The 15,240-nt window shown below is 69.1% G+C and carries 16 protein-coding genes; 5 read left to right on the top strand and 11 right to left on the bottom strand.

The genetic code is table 11. From position 1 onward, the window contains the following. Window positions 1-28: 28 nt before the first annotated feature. Both AC0HS0_RS13130 and AC0HS0_RS13125 read left to right on the top strand, forming a co-directional pair. Complete coding sequence (locus AC0HS0_RS13130; RefSeq protein ID WP_472964471.1) at window positions 29-1,099, top strand: hypothetical protein; 1,071 nt, start codon at window positions 29-31, stop codon at window positions 1,097-1,099. A 112-nt stretch (window positions 1,100-1,211) separates the two neighbouring features. Further along, complete coding sequence (locus tag AC0HS0_RS13125; protein ID WP_472964470.1) at window positions 1,212-2,249, top strand: DUF4037 domain-containing protein; 1,038 nt, start codon at window positions 1,212-1,214, stop codon at window positions 2,247-2,249. 66 nt (window positions 2,250-2,315) lie between these two features. Here the strand turns inward: AC0HS0_RS13125 and AC0HS0_RS13120 are convergent, their stop codons facing one another. The 6 genes from AC0HS0_RS13120 to AC0HS0_RS13095 all read right to left on the bottom strand — a co-directional run bounded on the left by AC0HS0_RS13120 (window position 2,316) and on the right by AC0HS0_RS13095 (window position 8,466). After that, window positions 2,316-3,389, bottom strand: coding sequence for an ABC transporter ATP-binding protein (locus AC0HS0_RS13120; RefSeq protein ID WP_472964469.1), 1,074 nt, complete (start codon window positions 3,387-3,389; stop codon window positions 2,316-2,318). Next, window positions 3,389-4,201: an ABC transporter permease gene (locus tag AC0HS0_RS13115; protein WP_472964467.1), complete on the bottom strand. Its 813-nt coding sequence runs from the start codon at window positions 4,199-4,201 to the stop codon at window positions 3,389-3,391. Before AC0HS0_RS13115 ends, AC0HS0_RS13120 begins: the two co-directional genes overlap by 1 nt. Next, complete coding sequence (locus AC0HS0_RS13110) at window positions 4,198-5,172, bottom strand: ABC transporter permease (protein ID WP_472964465.1); 975 nt, start codon at window positions 5,170-5,172, stop codon at window positions 4,198-4,200. The genes AC0HS0_RS13115 and AC0HS0_RS13110 overlap by 4 nt, the downstream gene beginning before the upstream one ends. Then, complete coding sequence (locus tag AC0HS0_RS13105) at window positions 5,172-6,224, bottom strand: ABC transporter substrate-binding protein (protein WP_472964464.1); 1,053 nt, start codon at window positions 6,222-6,224, stop codon at window positions 5,172-5,174. The genes AC0HS0_RS13110 and AC0HS0_RS13105 overlap by 1 nt, the downstream gene beginning before the upstream one ends. 137 nt (window positions 6,225-6,361) lie before the next feature. Continuing rightward, window positions 6,362-7,327, bottom strand: a complete 966-nt coding sequence (locus AC0HS0_RS13100; RefSeq protein WP_472964463.1) for a sugar phosphate isomerase/epimerase family protein — start codon at window positions 7,325-7,327, stop codon at window positions 6,362-6,364. Then, window positions 7,324-8,466, bottom strand: a complete 1,143-nt coding sequence (locus tag AC0HS0_RS13095) for a Gfo/Idh/MocA family protein (RefSeq protein ID WP_472964461.1) — start codon at window positions 8,464-8,466, stop codon at window positions 7,324-7,326. Before AC0HS0_RS13095 ends, AC0HS0_RS13100 begins: the two co-directional genes overlap by 4 nt. Before the next feature lie 183 nt (window positions 8,467-8,649). On the opposite strand from AC0HS0_RS13095, the gene AC0HS0_RS13090 reads away from it, so the two are divergent. Continuing rightward, a complete protein-coding gene (locus AC0HS0_RS13090) occupies window positions 8,650-9,828 on the top strand; it encodes an ROK family protein (RefSeq protein WP_472964459.1) in 1,179 nt (392 codons plus the stop codon). Between the two features lie 95 nt (window positions 9,829-9,923). On the opposite strand, the gene AC0HS0_RS13085 is transcribed toward AC0HS0_RS13090, so the two are convergent. From AC0HS0_RS13085 to AC0HS0_RS13070, 4 genes are all read right to left on the bottom strand, one after another. Beyond that, complete coding sequence (locus tag AC0HS0_RS13085) at window positions 9,924-10,778, bottom strand: SDR family oxidoreductase (protein WP_472964458.1); 855 nt, start codon at window positions 10,776-10,778, stop codon at window positions 9,924-9,926. A gap of 115 nt (window positions 10,779-10,893) precedes the next feature. Further along, window positions 10,894-11,946 carry a PrsW family glutamic-type intramembrane protease gene (locus AC0HS0_RS13080; protein ID WP_472964457.1) on the bottom strand — a complete coding sequence of 351 codons (1,053 nt, stop codon included), beginning with the start codon at window positions 11,944-11,946 and terminating at the stop codon, window positions 10,894-10,896. A 77-nt stretch (window positions 11,947-12,023) separates the two neighbouring features. Then, window positions 12,024-12,509, bottom strand: a complete 486-nt coding sequence (locus AC0HS0_RS13075) for a TMEM143 family protein (protein ID WP_472964455.1) — start codon at window positions 12,507-12,509, stop codon at window positions 12,024-12,026. Between the two features lie 109 nt (window positions 12,510-12,618). Then, window positions 12,619-13,113, bottom strand: coding sequence for a peptidoglycan-binding domain-containing protein (locus AC0HS0_RS13070; protein ID WP_472964454.1), 495 nt, complete (start codon window positions 13,111-13,113; stop codon window positions 12,619-12,621). A 145-nt stretch (window positions 13,114-13,258) separates the two neighbouring features. Between AC0HS0_RS13070 and AC0HS0_RS13065 the strand changes: the two genes are divergently transcribed. Then, a complete protein-coding gene (locus AC0HS0_RS13065; protein ID WP_472964452.1) occupies window positions 13,259-13,453 on the top strand; it encodes a hypothetical protein in 195 nt (64 codons plus the stop codon). 18 nt (window positions 13,454-13,471) lie between these two features. Here AC0HS0_RS13065 and AC0HS0_RS13060 read toward each other — a convergent pair whose 3' ends face one another. Continuing rightward, window positions 13,472-14,251, bottom strand: coding sequence for a DUF7507 domain-containing protein (locus AC0HS0_RS13060; protein ID WP_472964451.1), 780 nt, complete (start codon window positions 14,249-14,251; stop codon window positions 13,472-13,474). A gap of 178 nt (window positions 14,252-14,429) precedes the next feature. Between AC0HS0_RS13060 and AC0HS0_RS13055 the strand changes: the two genes are divergently transcribed. Further along, window positions 14,430-15,239 (top strand): hypothetical protein, encoded by an 810-nt coding sequence (locus AC0HS0_RS13055; protein WP_472964450.1) that lies wholly within the window; start codon window positions 14,430-14,432, stop codon window positions 15,237-15,239. The last annotated feature ends 1 nt before the right edge of the window (window position 15,240 follow it).

Below are 15,240 nucleotides of genomic sequence, written 5' to 3'. Positions count from 1 at the left end.
GGCGTTCGCCTGCGAGTTTGGAGTGCGGATGCGCGTCTGGCTGTCGATCGTGGTGATCGTGGCCGTCATCACGGCGGCGATCTCGGTGCCTCTCATGGCGTCCGCCGATGCAAACGGGCAGGCGCTCGCCCGGTACCGTTCCGCACGGTCGGCTCTGCCCGGCGAGGCGAGCCGTCTCGACCGCGCCATCGCCGACTTCGACGCCGCACATGACGATCTCGCTCGGATCGGCGCGACCATCGATAAGCTCAGCGCAGCCCCGACGGGCACGCTCCTCACCGCCCAGCGGGCCGCCGTGGACGAGGCCGCCGTCGGCATCGCAGCCGCGCTCGCGCTGACTCCCGGCGAGAAGGCGACCGCCCCGGAGGCCGCGGCGCCAGCCCATGCCACGACGGACGAACTCGCAGCCGCCGCCGCCACCCTGGAACAGCAGGACGGCCGTGAGCGCGGCTGGCTCTCCACGACCGAGCAGACCACCCGCGCCGTCGACGTCGAGCATGCGGTCGCAGCCGCCGTCCTCCGAGCGCTGGTCAGCGGCGCCCCGGCGGAGGGCGACCAGCAGGCGATCCCCGGTCTGGGCGACGCGTCCGCTGCCGCGCTCGCGCTCTACCCGCGGGCCGATTCATCGGCGAAAGACTCGGTTTCGGTGGCGGCGAAGGCCGCCGGGATCGCTGCTGACGCCGGTGCCACCGTCGATACCGAGCTGCTCGCCTACGCCGCCAGCGTCGAGAACCTCCGCGCATCGCAGGCGGCCGCCGACGCGGCGGCAGCGGCTGCCGCAGCTGCCGCAGCCGCTGCCGCCGCGTCGGCGACCAAGCACTCGACCAGCACAAGCTCGGGCGCCGGTTCGGGAGGCGCCTCCGGAGGCACGCAGAACGGCCGGCCGAACCCCGCTCCGCCGCCGGTGTTCCGCAACCACGTGCCCAAAGTCACCACCGAGGGCGCCTACACACCCGGGTGCTCCGGGAGTGCATTCCAGACGATGCAGTCCGGCGAGCACGGCATGCTGCTGATCACCCTCGACTACGACAACCCTTACGATTACCAGACGTTCACCACTGCGGACGGCTGGGGCCTCACCGTCATCGACTGCGACTGATTCGACCGGCCGACCTGGTCAGCCCGGTCGACCGACGTGAACATCGCGCCTTCGACGACGGATCCCGCGATTGCTCGCGTCTCGACGGCGCCGCTCGGGCACGATGGAGCATGTGATCGATGACTCCACGACCGGCATAGCGCTGGCGCGCGACTACTGGGAGGACGTAGTCGCTCCTCTCCTGGCGTCGCGCTTCCCCGGACTTGTCCACTCCGCGGGACGGCTCGGAGCCGGATCCGACGTGCTCGGCCTCGACGACGGGACCTCCCGCGACCACGACTGGGGTCTGCGCATGGAGGTGTTCGTCGCCGACGATGTGATCGGTGCGGTCTCTGCCTATCTCGATCACGCACTCCCGGAAACCTTCGAGGGCCTGCCGATCCGGTACCCGTTCACCGGCGAGGGCGAGCCCCGCCATCACGTCGACGTGACCTCGGTGGAACGGTTCCTGCGGTCGCGGCTGGGGGTCGATCCCCGCGCCGGTCTCTCCGTGCCCGAGTGGCTCTCGCTCACCGGGCAGGCCGTACTCGAGGTGACGGCAGGGCCGGTCTTCGTGGATGGGGACGGGGAACTCGGCAGAGCCCGTCGCGCACTCGACTGGTATCCGGACGACATTTGGAGGTACGTGCTCGCGTGCGACTGGATCCGGCTGGCGCAGGAGCTCCCGCTCATGGGTCGCGCAGCCGAACTCGGTGACGAGGCGGGTGCGCGCATCATCACCGCACGGCTCACTCACGTGGCGATGCACCTGGCGTTCCTGCTGGAGCGTCGCTGGCCTCCATACGCCAAGTGGTTCGGGACGCTCTTCGCTCGCCTTCCCGGAGCTCCCGAGCTGCAGCCGCCGATCGCCTCCGCGCTCACGGCGACGGATGCGGCCGATCGGCAGGAGGCGCTCGCCACGGCCCTCCAGCACCTCCTGGCTCAGCAGAACGAACTCGGCCTCACGAACGTCGCACGCGCAACGATCCCGTTCTGGGACCGGCCCTTCCTCCATCCCGACCCTGCGATCATCGCCCAGTTGCTCGACCCGATCACCGATCCGGAGGTCCGCACCCTCCCCCGAGGCCGCGGCTCAGTCGAGCAGCTGACCGACAACGTCGACGTGCTCACGGACCCGCGGGCCCGGCTCCGCCTCTACCGCGAGACGTGAGCAATCGCGCGAATCCGCACCAGGATTCCCGCGATTGCTCACGTCTCGGCGCCCCGGCCGTCCGGGTCAGGCCGCGCGCTCCCCCGCGAAGGCGTGGAGGCCCTCGGGCGAGATCGCGAAGCGCACCTGCTGGCCGGCGGCAAGGGTGTCGGCCTCCTGCGACAGCATCGTGACAGGGATGCGGAGGTCACCGGCGGTGATCTCGGCGCGCGCGAACGGACCGAAGAAGTCGATCGCGCTCAGGACGCCGACAGCGGTTCCCGGGGTGGTCGCCGCGTCGTCGCGGACGATGCGCACCCGCTCGGCCATGACCAGCACATCCACACGGTCGCCCTCGCGGAGGTCGCCCTGCGCGGTCGTCAGCGAGAGGCCGCCGATCTCCACGGTGGCCGACGGCCCGGTGCCGTGCACGACGCCGGTGCCGAGCAGCTGACCGCCGAGGAATTGCGCCACGAACCGGTTGCCCGGCGTCCGGTACATCGACTCGGGGGTGTCGTTCTGCTGCACGACGCCGTGGTCGAGCATCATCACCTGGTCGCCGAGGTCCATCGCCTCCTCCTGGTCGTGCGTCACCATGATCGTGGTGAGACCGGTCTCCTGGTGGATGCGTTTGAGCTCGCGCTGCATCTCGCCGCGGATCTTCTTGTCCAGTGCCGAGAGCGGCTCGTCGAGCAGGAGCAGGTCGGGTGAGGTGACCAGTGCGCGGGCGAGGGCGACGCGCTGCTGCTGGCCTCCCGAGAGCTGGGCCGGCGAGCGGCCGCCGAAGTCGCCGAGGCCGACCAGGGCCAGCATCTCCTCGGCCTTCTTCTTCGCGGCCGTGCGCGGGGTGCGGCGGGCGCGCAGGCCGTACATCACGTTCGACAGCACGCTCAGGTGCGGGAACAGCGCGTAGTTCTGGAAGACGAACCCGATGTTGCGCTTCTCGACCGAGAGCCGGGTGATGTCGCGTGAACCGACGCGGATGGCGCCCTCGTCGGGCTCCTCCAGGCCGGCGATGATGCGCAGCAGGGTGGACTTGCCGGATCCGGAGGATCCGAGCATGCAGCAGAACCGGCCGTCGCCGACGGTGAGGTCCAGCGGTTCGAGGACGCGCGTGCCGTTGAAGGTCTTGGAGACGCGCGAGACGGTGAGCTCGGCCATCAGTTTCCTTTGTTCGTGGAGGTGGTGAAGAGCTTGGCGGCGTTGCCGGACAGCCAGTTGAGCACGACGACCAGCAGCACCGTGCTGAGGATGATGATCGTCGCCAGCGCATCCACGTCCGGGGTCACGCCGAGGCGGACCATGGAGTAGATCTGCACCGGGAGGGTGGAGACGCCGATCGGGGCGAGGAAGAGCTGGATCGCGAAGTTGTTGAACGTGATCACGAACGCCAGCAGACCGCCCGCGATGATCGAAGGTCCGATCAGCGGGATGGTGATGGTGAGGAACGTGCGCAGCGGCGATGCGCCCAGGGAGTGGGCGGCCTCCGCGTAGTTCGGGTTGAGATCGCGCAGCCGCCCGGAGACGATCAGCACGACGAACGGCAGCGACGTCACGATCGAGGCGAGGATCAACCCGAGCGTGCTCGACCCGAGGCCCAGCCAGCCGAAGACGACGACGAAGCCGGCGGCGAGGATCAGGGCGGGCACCGTGAGCAGGGCCAGCAGCAGGCTGTTGATCGGGAGGGTGACGTAGACCTTCGCCCGTGACATACCCAGCGCCAGCAGGGTGCCAACGATCACCGCGGCGATCGTGGCCTGCGTCGCCAGGTTGAGGCTGGTCAGTAGCGCGTCGACGAGCGCCTGGTCGTGGGCGAGGTTCGCGTACCAGTCGAAGGTGAAGTGGAACGGGAACGTCCCGTAGCGCGACTGGTTGAGGCTGAGCGCGGTCATGGCCAGCAGAGGGAGCGCCAGGATGACGAGCACCACGTAGAGCCAGATCTTCATCAGGCGGGGCAGGACGGCGGTCTTCATCGGAGCACCCCTTCGGTGGTCAGCGCATCCTCGGCGATGCGGGTCTGCGCGACGATGCGCTCGGCGCGCGGCCGGCCGGCCTTCGAGACGCCGGAGAGCGCGTTGCGAGACCAGGTGAGCAGGCCGGTCACTCCGCCGACGATCGCCAGCGAGGCCACCAGCAGCACGAGCGACATCGCGACCGCGAACTGCTGGTGCACGCCCGCCTGCAGCTGCGCGGAGATCGTGTTGCCGAGCATCTGCCCGTTCGGGCCGCCGAGTATGGCGGGCTCGGCGAACGCGCCGACGGTCTGCACGAAGGTGAGCGCGAAGTTCACACCGATCATCGCGGTCGACAGCGGCCAGATCACCCGAGTGAACACGAAGCCCTTGCTCGCGCCGAGGGTGCGGGAGGCCTCCAGCACCGAGCCGTTGATCTGCTCGGACGCCGAGTACATCACCAGGATCGCGGTGGGGATCGACTCCTGCACCAGCATCAGGATGTTGGCGGCCGGCGTGTACATGATCGACGCCTGCGGGCCGGCGACTCCGATGGCCGAGAGCAGCGACATGACGGGCCCGCCCGCCTGGATGAGGCTGACGAATCCGTAGATCAGCAGCAGCTGCGACGTGATGTACGGGATGATGACGAAGCCCAGGATCAGCGGCTTCGCCTTCGGGCTCGTGTAGCGGGCCAGCGCCCACGCGGCCGGCCAGGCGAGCGCGATGCTGAGCACGGTCACGCAGAACGCGATCAGCAGGGTGCGGCCCAGCAGCGACATGTACACGGGGCTGCCGAACATCTGCGCGAAGTTCTCGAAGGTGAGACTTCCCGCGCTGTTCGTGAAGCCGATGACCAGCAGGGCGATCAGCGGCAGCAGCGCGAACAGGACGAGAAGGATGCCGCCGGGCGTGAGCAGGAAGCCCGTGCCCAGGGCCCCCCTGGCCCGCCGCCGGGGACGGCGGGCCAGGGACAGAGGGGCGGTGGTCATCAGGAGCCGGCTTTCACCTGGGTCCAGGCGTCCAGCCACGACTGGAGCCGGTCGGCCGGCTCGGGCAGCTGCAGGGCCAGGCTCGAGATCTTGTCGGGGTTCGCCTGCAGCCGGTCGAGCGTTGCCGGCTCGAGCGCGTCGACGACGGACTTGTTGGCCGGGGCCGGCGAGGAGTCCGCGGGGGTGTTCGCCCACTTCGTGAGGAAGTCCTTGCCGGTCATGTAGTTCAGCCACTTGTAGGCGAGGTCGAGGTGCTGGGTCTTGGCCGCGATCGCCCAGTTGTCGATCCAGCCGACCGCGCCCTCCTTGGTGATCTCGTACTTGAAGTTGTCGGTGCCCGCAGCCTTGCTCGCGATGAGGCCGCCGATGCCGTCGGAGTTGGCGATGCCGGCGACGATCGAGCCGCTGGCGATGCCCTTGGCGAGGTCGTCGGTCGACGAGTACAGCAGCTTCGCGTTGTCCTTCAGCTTCTGGAGGGCCGGCGTGACCTTGGTCATGTCGGGGTTCTGCGGGTCCTCACCGAGGTAGAGCGCGGTGATCGGCACGAGCACGTTCGGGTCGTCGATCAGGGCGATCTCCCCCTTGTACTTCGGGTCCCACAGCACGCTGAGCGAGTCGGGGGTCGGCGTCACCTTGCTGCCGTCGAAGAACAGGCCGGTGCTGCCCCACGTCCACGGCACGCCGTACAGCTTGCCGTCCTTGCGGATCTCCTTGCGACCGGAGAAGTCGGAGTAGTAGTCCTTGTAGTTCGTCAGCTTGGAGGTGTCGAGCTCGTGGAAGATCCCGTCGTCGATCCCCTGGCCGATGTACTGGATGTTCGGCAGCGCGACGTCGATGCCGCCGTTCGCCTTCTGCACGAGCTGGAGCTCGTTGGCCTCCGAGTCGATGTACTGGAACTTGAGGGTCGCGCCGGTCTCCTTCTTGAAGTCGGTGGCGACCCAGGGCAGGTCGGCGCCGTAGCCCTTCCAGATGGCGACCGTCAGGGTGTTGCTGTCGCTGCCCGATGCGCTCGGCGAGAGCGAGCACGAGGTCAGGGCGACGGCTGCTGCCACGGCTGCTCCGACGGCGATGGTGGTCCGTCGTGCGATGGAGCGGCGCCGTTGCCCTTTGCTGCTGCGTGAGTTGTTCACGTCTTTCTCTCCTTTGTGTGTGGTGCTGATGATCCACTCCTGGCGGGTGGGGATCGGGGTCAGAGGATGCCGGCGGTGACGTCCTCCAGGTAGGTGCGGGCTGCGATGAGCTGCCCGACGGGGTCGGACGCGGCGTCGAGCTCGAGCAGGATGCCGCCCTCGTAGCCGATCTCGGCGAGGGTGCGCGCGAACGCGGGCCAGTCGACGATGCCCTGGCCGGCCGCGCGGAAGTAGGGGCGGTGCCGGTCGAAGATGTCGCCGTCGACGAGGGCCTTCTCGCGGAAGGCGCCTGCCGCGTCCTTCCAGTGCGCGATGACGACGCGCTCGCGGTGGCGCGAGACGAGCTGCACCGGGTCGCCTCCGCCGAGCACGATGTGGCCGGTGTCGGGGCAGAACGCCACGAGGAACGGGTCGGTGAGCAGCAGGAACAGGTCGACGTCGCGCGGAGTCCAGAACACCGAGTGGCTCTCGGTGTGGAGGGCGAGGGTCACGCCGTGTCGGGCGGTGATCGCGCCGACCTCGTTGGCGATGTCGGCGATCGGGAGGGCTGTGGCCAGGTCGACAGGGGCGAGGTTGTCGCCCTGCGCGTTGTTGCGGCGCATCGGCAGCCCGGCGACGAGGTAGAAGGCGCCGATCTCGGCGAGGAACGCCGACTCGGTCTCGGCCGCGGCGAGGATGGCCTCCCGGGTGGCCGGGTCGGTGACGTCGTCGGCGTGCTCGATGTCGGCGAAATAGGCGCTGACCACCGAGAGGCCGCGGGAGGCGATCTCGGCCGCGAAGGCCTCGGCCGAGCCGTAGGCCGCGATCGCGGTGAGGCGGTCGGCGGGAGCGAAGGTCATCTCGAACTCCGCGATGCCGGCCTCCTGAAGAGCGTCGAGGATCCGGTCCCAGACCTGGCGCGGCTCTGCCGTTGCGAGCGCCTGGAGGTCCTCACGGGAGGAGACGCCGTAGAAGGCGGGGTCGAAGAAGGTGATCAGGTCGACGCCGAAGGCGCGGGTCGTGACGGGGGCGGTGGTGGTGGTCATGCGTTCGCCGTCTCCTTGGCGGTCGCGGAGGTCCAGGTCCCGGTGGAGGGTTCCGGACGCTCGCAGGTGGTGGTGAGGGTGTGGACGCCGTCGGTGCCGTTCGCGATCGCGTCGAGCACCTCCAGCACGTGGAGGGCGAAGCCTGCGCTGGTGCGGAAGGGTTCGCCGTTCAGCGCGCCGGCGAGGTCGGCGACGCCGGGGCCGCGCAGCGGCAGGAGGTCCTCCAGCACGCCGTCGGTGAAGCCGTCGATCACAGGGGTCAGTTCGCGCCACTCGGTCTCGCCGTGGAGGCGGACCCTCACGGTGTCGTCGTAGTTGTTCGGGTCGGGCACGCTGAGGGTGCCCTTCGAGCCGTAGAGCTCGATGAACGGGAGCTGGTGGTCCCAGACGTCGAAGCTCGCGAGCACGGTGCCGATGGCCCCCGAAGCGAAGTCGAGGGTGGCCGAGGCGTGCGTGGGGATGGTCACGTCGATGGACTCGACGCGCCGGCCGGGCGTGGACACCGGGCGGACGGTGCTGCCGACGCGGGCGCTGGCATAGACGCTGGCGACCGGGCCGAGCAGGTTGACCAGCGCGGCGATGTAGTACGGGCCCATGTCGAGCGCGGGGCCGCCTCCGGGCTGGAAGAGGAACGTCGGGTCCGGGTGCCAGAGCTCGGCCTTGCTGTGGGTGACGAAGGCGCTGGCGCCGATCACCTCGCCGATCAGGCCCGCGTCGACGGCCGCGCGGGCGGTCTGCCCGGCCGAGCCGAGGAAGGTGTCGGGGGCGGAGCCGAACAGCACTCCGCGCTCTTCGGCCTCGGCCACGAGCGGGGCCGCGGTCGCGAAGGAGGCCGTGAGCGGCTTCTCCGTGAACACGTGCTTGCCGGTCGCGAGCAGGGCGCGGGTGACGCTCTCGTGCGCCAGCGGCGGCGTGAGGTTCACGAGGATGTCCACCTCGTCGTCGGCGGCGAGCGCCTCGACGGAATCGAAGACCCGCACGCCGTACCGCTCTCCCGCGGCTCGTGCGAGGTCTGCGCTGAGGTCGGTGCAGCCGACGATGTGGAGGCCGTCGAACCGGTCGAGACCGCGGAAGTACGCGCCGGAGATGTTGCCGCAACCGACGATGCCGACGCCGATCCGATCTGAGTTGCGAGTCACGTTCGCCCTTCTTCTTTGAAGCTGAAAGCCTGTCCGCGAGTTCCGCGATCGGCTGTTGAAGGGGACAGTACCAATTATGCGAGGTGATAGCAAAACAATTATGCGGATTGATAGCAAAACTTTTTTCGATCCCGTAGTATCGGCCTCGGCACGAAGGGGTAGACCGCTATGGACCATCAGGACATGAGGCAGCGCAACGCTGCGAGCACGCTCGGCATCCTCTATCGCTCCAGTCCGGCGAAGATGACGGCGCTGCAGCGCGAGTCCGGGCTCTCCCGGCGCACGATCGAGCTCATCCTCGACGACCTCATGCAGAGCGGGTGGGTGACCGAGGTGCATTCGGCCAGTCCCGCTGCCCGGCCTGTCGGGCGACCGGCGCGCAGCTACGCGTTCCGCTACGACGCCGCCTGTGTGGTCGCCCTGCAGCTGGAGGCCGGCCAGATCCACGCGACCGTGGCCGACCTGGCGACCGAGATCCTCGGCGACCTGCGCGTGCCGCTGCCGATCAAGACCTCCCGAGCCGAGCGGCTCTCCCTGCTCGACGACAGCGTCACCGAACTGCTCGACACGGCGGGAGTCGATCGCTCGGCCGTCGTCGCGGTGACCGTGTCGACGCCCGGGATCGTGCGCGACGACGGCATGGTCGACCTCCCGATGACGATGCCCGAGTGGACGGGATTCTCCCTCAGCGACGCCGTCGGCGAGCTGTTCGACTGCCCGGTGCGCGTCGAGAACGACGCGAAGATCGCCGCGCTCGGCGAGAAGTGGTCGCGCGACGGCGAGGTGCAGGACTTCGCCTACATCTTCTCCGACAGCGAGCGCATCGGCATCGGACTCGTGCTGCGAAACGAGCTCTACCGGGGGCGCGACGGCGCGGCCGGCGAGGTCAGCTGGGCGCGCGACCTCGGCCTCCACGACATGGTCAGCCCGTTGCTCGTCGACCTCGCCGACGAACTCGCGCCTGGCCACGCGGCGACACTGGAGCTCGTCACGGCGGCTCGGGCCGGAGAGGCCTACGCGGTCGAGGAGGTCGAGCGGCTCGCGAGCGCCCTGCGGGCCACCATCACGCTGATCGCCTGGCTGCTCGCCCCGGAGGAGATCATCTTCGGCGGTTCGCTCGGCACCATCCAGGATCTCCTCATCCCGGCGCTCGAGAAGGAGCTCGCCGGCAACGAGAGGCCGCTGGAGGTGCGCCTGCGCGGCTCCCGGTACGGCGACGCCAGCGTGCTGACCGGCTGCCTGCGCATGTGCATCGAGTCGCTCAGCGACCAGCTCTTCACGCCGACCGGGATGGCGGCGATCGGCCCGGCGCCGATCGCGCCCGGCCAGGCAGGCTCCCGCGCTGCGGAAGCGGCAAGCTGACCCCCCGCCCAAACCGCTACGCCGAGGGGCACGTCGTTGTCACTTTCGCGGCGCGAAGGCGACAACAACGTGCCCCTCGACGGACGATTCCGTCGTCAGAGGATCGGCCGCCCTCCGGTGACCGCGACGCGGGCGCCCGAGATGTAGGAGCCCTCGTCAGAGGCCAACAGCACGTACACCGGCGCGAGTTCGGCCGGCTGCCCCGGCCTCCCGAGCGGTGTGTCGCCGCCGAACTGCGCCACCTTCTCCTCCGGCATGGTGGAGGGGATGAGCGGTGTCCAGATCGGTCCGGGCGCGACGCTGTTCGCGCGGATGCCCTTCTCGCCGAGCAACTGGGCCAGCGATGCCGTGAAGTTCGCGATCGCCGCCTTGGTCGCCGCGTACGGCGCCAGCGTCGGCGACGGCATGTCCGAGTTGACCGACGAGGAGCCGATGATGCTCGCCCCCGGTTTCATGTGCGGCACAGCCGCTTTCGCGAGGTGGAAGTAGGCGGAGAGGTTCGTCGCCAGCGTGTAGTCCCACTCGTCGTCGGGGATCTCGTCGAGCGACTCGTGCGTCATCTGGAAGGCAGCGTTGCTGACCAGGATGTCGATGCCGCCGAGCTCCTCCACCGTGCGTGCGACCAGGTCGCGGCAGTGCTGCGGGTCGGAGACATCGCCGGGGAGCAGCACGGCCTTCCGCCCGGCCTCGCGGACCCAGTTCGCGGTGTCCGCCGCGTCGTCGTCTTCGTTCAGGTAGGCGATCGCGACGTCGGCGCCCTCGCGGGCGTAGGCGATGGCGACGGCTTTGCCGATTCCGCTGTCGGCACCGGTGATCAGCGCCTTCTTGCCGGTCAGCCGTCCGCTGCCTCGGTAGGTCTGCTCGCCGTGGTCGGGCCGCGGGTTCAGCTCCTCCGTCGACCCGGGAGGGGTCTGCTGCTGGGCGGGCTGTTGCTGTTCGGTGTCGGACATGCGATTCCTCCGTTTCGTCCGCCCCAACACAACACCGCAAAAGAATGCAGCAGAGGGGCTTGACGAGCCACCGCGCGCCCCTCCACCTGGCAGAACACGCCGCGAAGGCGCCCGGTCAGACAGCGTGTTCTGGCAACCCGTCGTCGGCCGGCGCTGCCCGACCCGTCCTGCGGATGTGCCGGGCGATGAAGAACCACGTGAGGCCACTCGCCACGACGAACACGAACTCGAAGAGCAGCACGAGGCCTCCCCGAGCGGCGGCGTTCAGATGTACGGTCTGCATCCACCCGAGGAACCCGTCGAAGCCGCCGTGCGCGACGACGACGCCCACATACGCCAGCAGCCCCCCGATCGAGAAGCGGTAGCGCCCCTCCCTCGCCCCGGCGAACACTGCCGCAGCGAGAAGCGACGAGAAGACCGGGTGCAGGAACGGCCCGGTGAGCTGGCGACCGATCGTTGTCCCGATGAACAACCCGATCCCGTAGCCGTCCGCCTGGCCGCGCGCGAAAGCCTCCAGCAGATAGCCGAGGTTCTCGATGACGCTGAAGCCGATGCCGACCGCACCGCCGACGAACAGGCCGATCCGGGCATCCTTGACGGGGAGCTTCAGCGCAAGGAGGAGGACGAACCCGAGTTTCACGGTCTCCTCGACCACACCGGCCATCGTCAGCGCGAGCTCGCTCGGATGGGTGGAGGTGCCTCCGCTGGCGAGATCGATGATCGAGTTGACCGGCGCCGCCACCAGGGTCGCGGCGAACCCGCCCAGGCCGGCGATGAAGAGCAGGCGCGGGGCAGAGAGCTCATCGTCGGGACGCAGCTTGTACATCATCGTGTACATGAGTGCGACGCCCACGGTCGCGGCCCCCGTCAGCAGAAGGAACGGCGAGAGCACGCTGGGCCCCTCGGCGCGCGCGTGCGGAGCGATCGCGGCGAACAGGAGGCTGAAACCGAACACCCACAGCCACACGCCCGCACTGGCTCCGGCGATGATCCAGCCGCCGAAGCGCCCGATCCACTTGCGGGGCTCCCGCTTCTTCGGCGGGTTCACCGGGCCGGCCGGGTAGGTGTACCCCGTCCATTCGGCGCCGCTCCACCACCGCAGCATGCGCGGGTCGTACGGATCGGGATACCAGCCGCTCGGCGGCAGCAGCGGTGGAGCGTAGGTCACCCGGTCAGCCTACGTTTCCGCGGCGGCGCACGCCCGCCTCCAGAACGGGCGACACGCCGCCGCGAGGCGTGTGCTGATCAGGCCCGGCCGGGCCGGCCGGAACGGAAGTACTCGTTGGCCGGCTTCATGAAGATCAGGATGGTCGCGATCACGCCAACGATCACCCTGGCCGCGCCCACACCGTAGCCGCCGAGCACACCGAACAGCGACAGCACGGTGACGATCAGCAGGACGATGCGGGCCCAGTTGGCGCCTCGGCGCATGAAGACGGCGAACAGCACGTACGCCGCGATGTACAGGATGCCGAAGATGACGGCGATCGTGACCGAGATTCCGATGGCCGCGTTGGCTGCGCTGTCGGAGAGGCCGCTCTGCTGCTGCATCAGCGTCGACTTCAGCGACCCGATCGTCGCGAGCGAGATGATCAACGCGACGAGGCTCAGCGCGGCTCCGGCGATGTAGAGCCAGAACGCGGCGTTCACCTGCGGCGGCGGCGCGACGGTCGAGCCTCCCGCCCCCGCCGTGGTGCCGGAAACGCCTGCAGACTCGGTGCGATCACTCATGTCGGTCCTCCTCAGCCGATGCCAAACCGGTCGTCCGACCGGCTCGGCACACGATAGCCCTGCTCAGTGATTTGAGCAATGGTCACTTCACGGAGTGGCCCAGCGGGTTTCAGGACTCCACGTACTGCAGTCCGACCGCAGACTCGAGCGTCGCGCTGGCTGCATGCAGCGGGACGCTCCACGTCTGGTCGCCGACGATGCCGTCAGCGGTCACGCCGCCCCATCCCTGGAAAGCCTCCACCGCCGCGCGCGTGTGCGGCCCGAAGATCCCGTCGATGCCCTGCGGGGTGACGCCTCCCCACTGGTCGGCGCCGTTCGTGAGGATGGTCTGGAGGCTCGACACCACCGGTCCGGAGTCGCCCTCCTTCAGCACGGGCATCGGTCCGCCGTCCGGGAGGGCCGCCCACGTGAGCGGGCCGACGATGCCGTCCGGCGTGAGCCCTGCGCCCTGCTGGAACTCGACGACGGCCGCATGCGTGGCCGGCCCGAAGATCCCGTCGACCTCGATGGAGAGGTTCGGCGTCCTCCGCAGTGCCCGCTGCACCCGCTTGACCGCGTCTCCGGTGTCGCCCTGCTGGACGGTCGGCTGTCCTGGATTCGCCATGGTGATCTCCCTCTCGCTGGATGCGGTCTCGGGTTGTCGCGAGAAGTGTCCCAGACCGGGTTGTCTACGGCAATGGACGGCGCGATCTCGCGGCCCGACCGCGTGCCCCGCATTCGGGGGACACGATCGGGCTTAGCGTGTCGTCATGGCGATCAGGATCGAATTGCGTTCGGCGAACTGCCCGATCTGCGGAAAGCGGATGGACGGAACAGTCAAGATGCTCGGCAACCCGGGCCAGGCGGGATTCCGCACTGCGCCCCAGGACGTGCACTGCGCGTCCGGCTGCGAGCGCGCGCTCGGCGAGAACCGGGAGCGGATGTTGGGGGTGTTCCAGGAGTAAGGGCGCCGAGGCCGGCGACTACGGCGATGGCGTCTTCAGCGCCGTGGTCGACATCTCCGGAGCCGAGGTGATCACGGCTCCGCTGGGTGGCGCGCCCGTCGCGACGGTGCGGCTCTTCACGGCGCCGGCGGTGATGTCGCCGCCCTGGATCGTGTACGTCGTCGATGCCGCCACCGACTCCCCTCCCTTCAGCTGGCCCGGTTTGGACGGCGTCGGCCACACATAGGTGATGGCCGAGGGAGGCTGCAGTGAATCCACGAGGACGACGTCGTTCAGGGTCTGAGTCGTATTGTTCGTCACCTTGAAATGGAATGTGATCGTGTCCGCGGTCGCAGGCGGAGTGCTGAGAGCCGGGACCGCGATCTGCGTCAGCGTGAGCGTCGAACGTGACGGTCCTCCGCCGTCGATCCCTGCCGCCTTGAGCACTGCGGCGTTCGAGGCCTCGTTGGCTTTGGTCGCGAAGTAGAACGCGACAGCCGTTCCCGCCGAGGCGACGATCCCGCCGACGAGGATGTTCCTCAGGTTGGCGTCGGTGCCTCCGAGGGTGACGGCGGTCAGGATCAGCAGCCCCGCGATCAGGGTCACCGCGATCCAGGCCCGGACCACGCTCGTGTCGGCGTCCTTCTTCTTCTTGGACATCTTCGACAGGTAGACCAGCAACGCCCCGAACGCCAGGATCATGGCCAGGAGCAGCGCGACCGTGGGCAGCCACGGAGCAAGGTCGGCCGACATCGCCGGCCCGGGATTCGGCGCCGGCGTCGGCGTCGGGGTGTCGGTGGACAGCTTCGACAGGATCATGCCAGGCCTCCCTCTCGGGCCGCCGTCGCGGCGGAGGACATCAACCCCTGCTGGCCAGCAGTGTGGCAGACCGCATCGTCTACGACAATGTCTGTTCGAGCATTCCTCATCGGGCTGGGTGGTTCGTGCCCCGCTCGGGGAATGGCAGTGGCGTCGAACCGGTCGGTAGCGTCGGCGCATGCAGAAACCGGACGGCGACGACCCCGATCGACAGGTCTTCCTGAGCATCCGAAGGCTGGACAGCCCTCCCGAACGGGGCCGGGCCGAACGCGAGCGTCGGCAACGGGACCAGGCCGCAGTCTTCAGGCGGGCCGACCCGGCCTCCCCCACGCGCCAAGAGCTCGATCGCGAGCGGCGGGAACGCTACGTCGCCGAGCGCGCGAACCCGACCGGCACCCTCGCCCGCGCGGTCGCGGCATACAAGTGGGCCACGGATCCCGAGCGTCAGCGCGAAGGACGCCGGCAGCGGGAAGAAATCCTGCGCCGCGGGAAGCCGTTACCGGTGCCGACGCGGTCCTCCCCGCCTTTCCGGCTCGAGTCGACCGCCGACATCGACTACCACTCGCTAGCCCTCGATGGGATCGACCCGGATCTGAACGACATAGAGCCTGTGCATCGGCCGCTCACCAAGCTGGCGGCCTCCACCGACTCGGGCCTGATGCTGCTCACCGGAATCGCGATGGGGCCGGTTCGCCTTCATCTGGAGGCCGCCACGGCCCAGCCGGAGGTCGACCTCGACGCGTGGGAGACGGTGGTCGAAGTCCCGATCGATACGCCGGAGGGACGAATCGTCTTCAGCACGCTCTTCGGCGGTGCGGCTCCCGACGTGAACATGGCGACGTCCGGTCCTGGCAGCTACCAGGTGCGTGTTGGTAACCGCGGCTACGACGTCGCCTACGACCTCGGCGTCACGGAGCCCGTGGAAGACCTGCTCGTGCAGGTCTGGCCGAGCGCGGCTCCGCGAACCCGGGTCGTGAAGGGAGGCTGAA

The sequence above is a fragment of the Leifsonia sp. PARNA 1/14 genome, assembly GCF_055720965.1.
The sequence above is the reverse complement of the archived record's forward strand: the minus strand, read 5'-3'. Positions and strand labels throughout refer to the sequence as shown.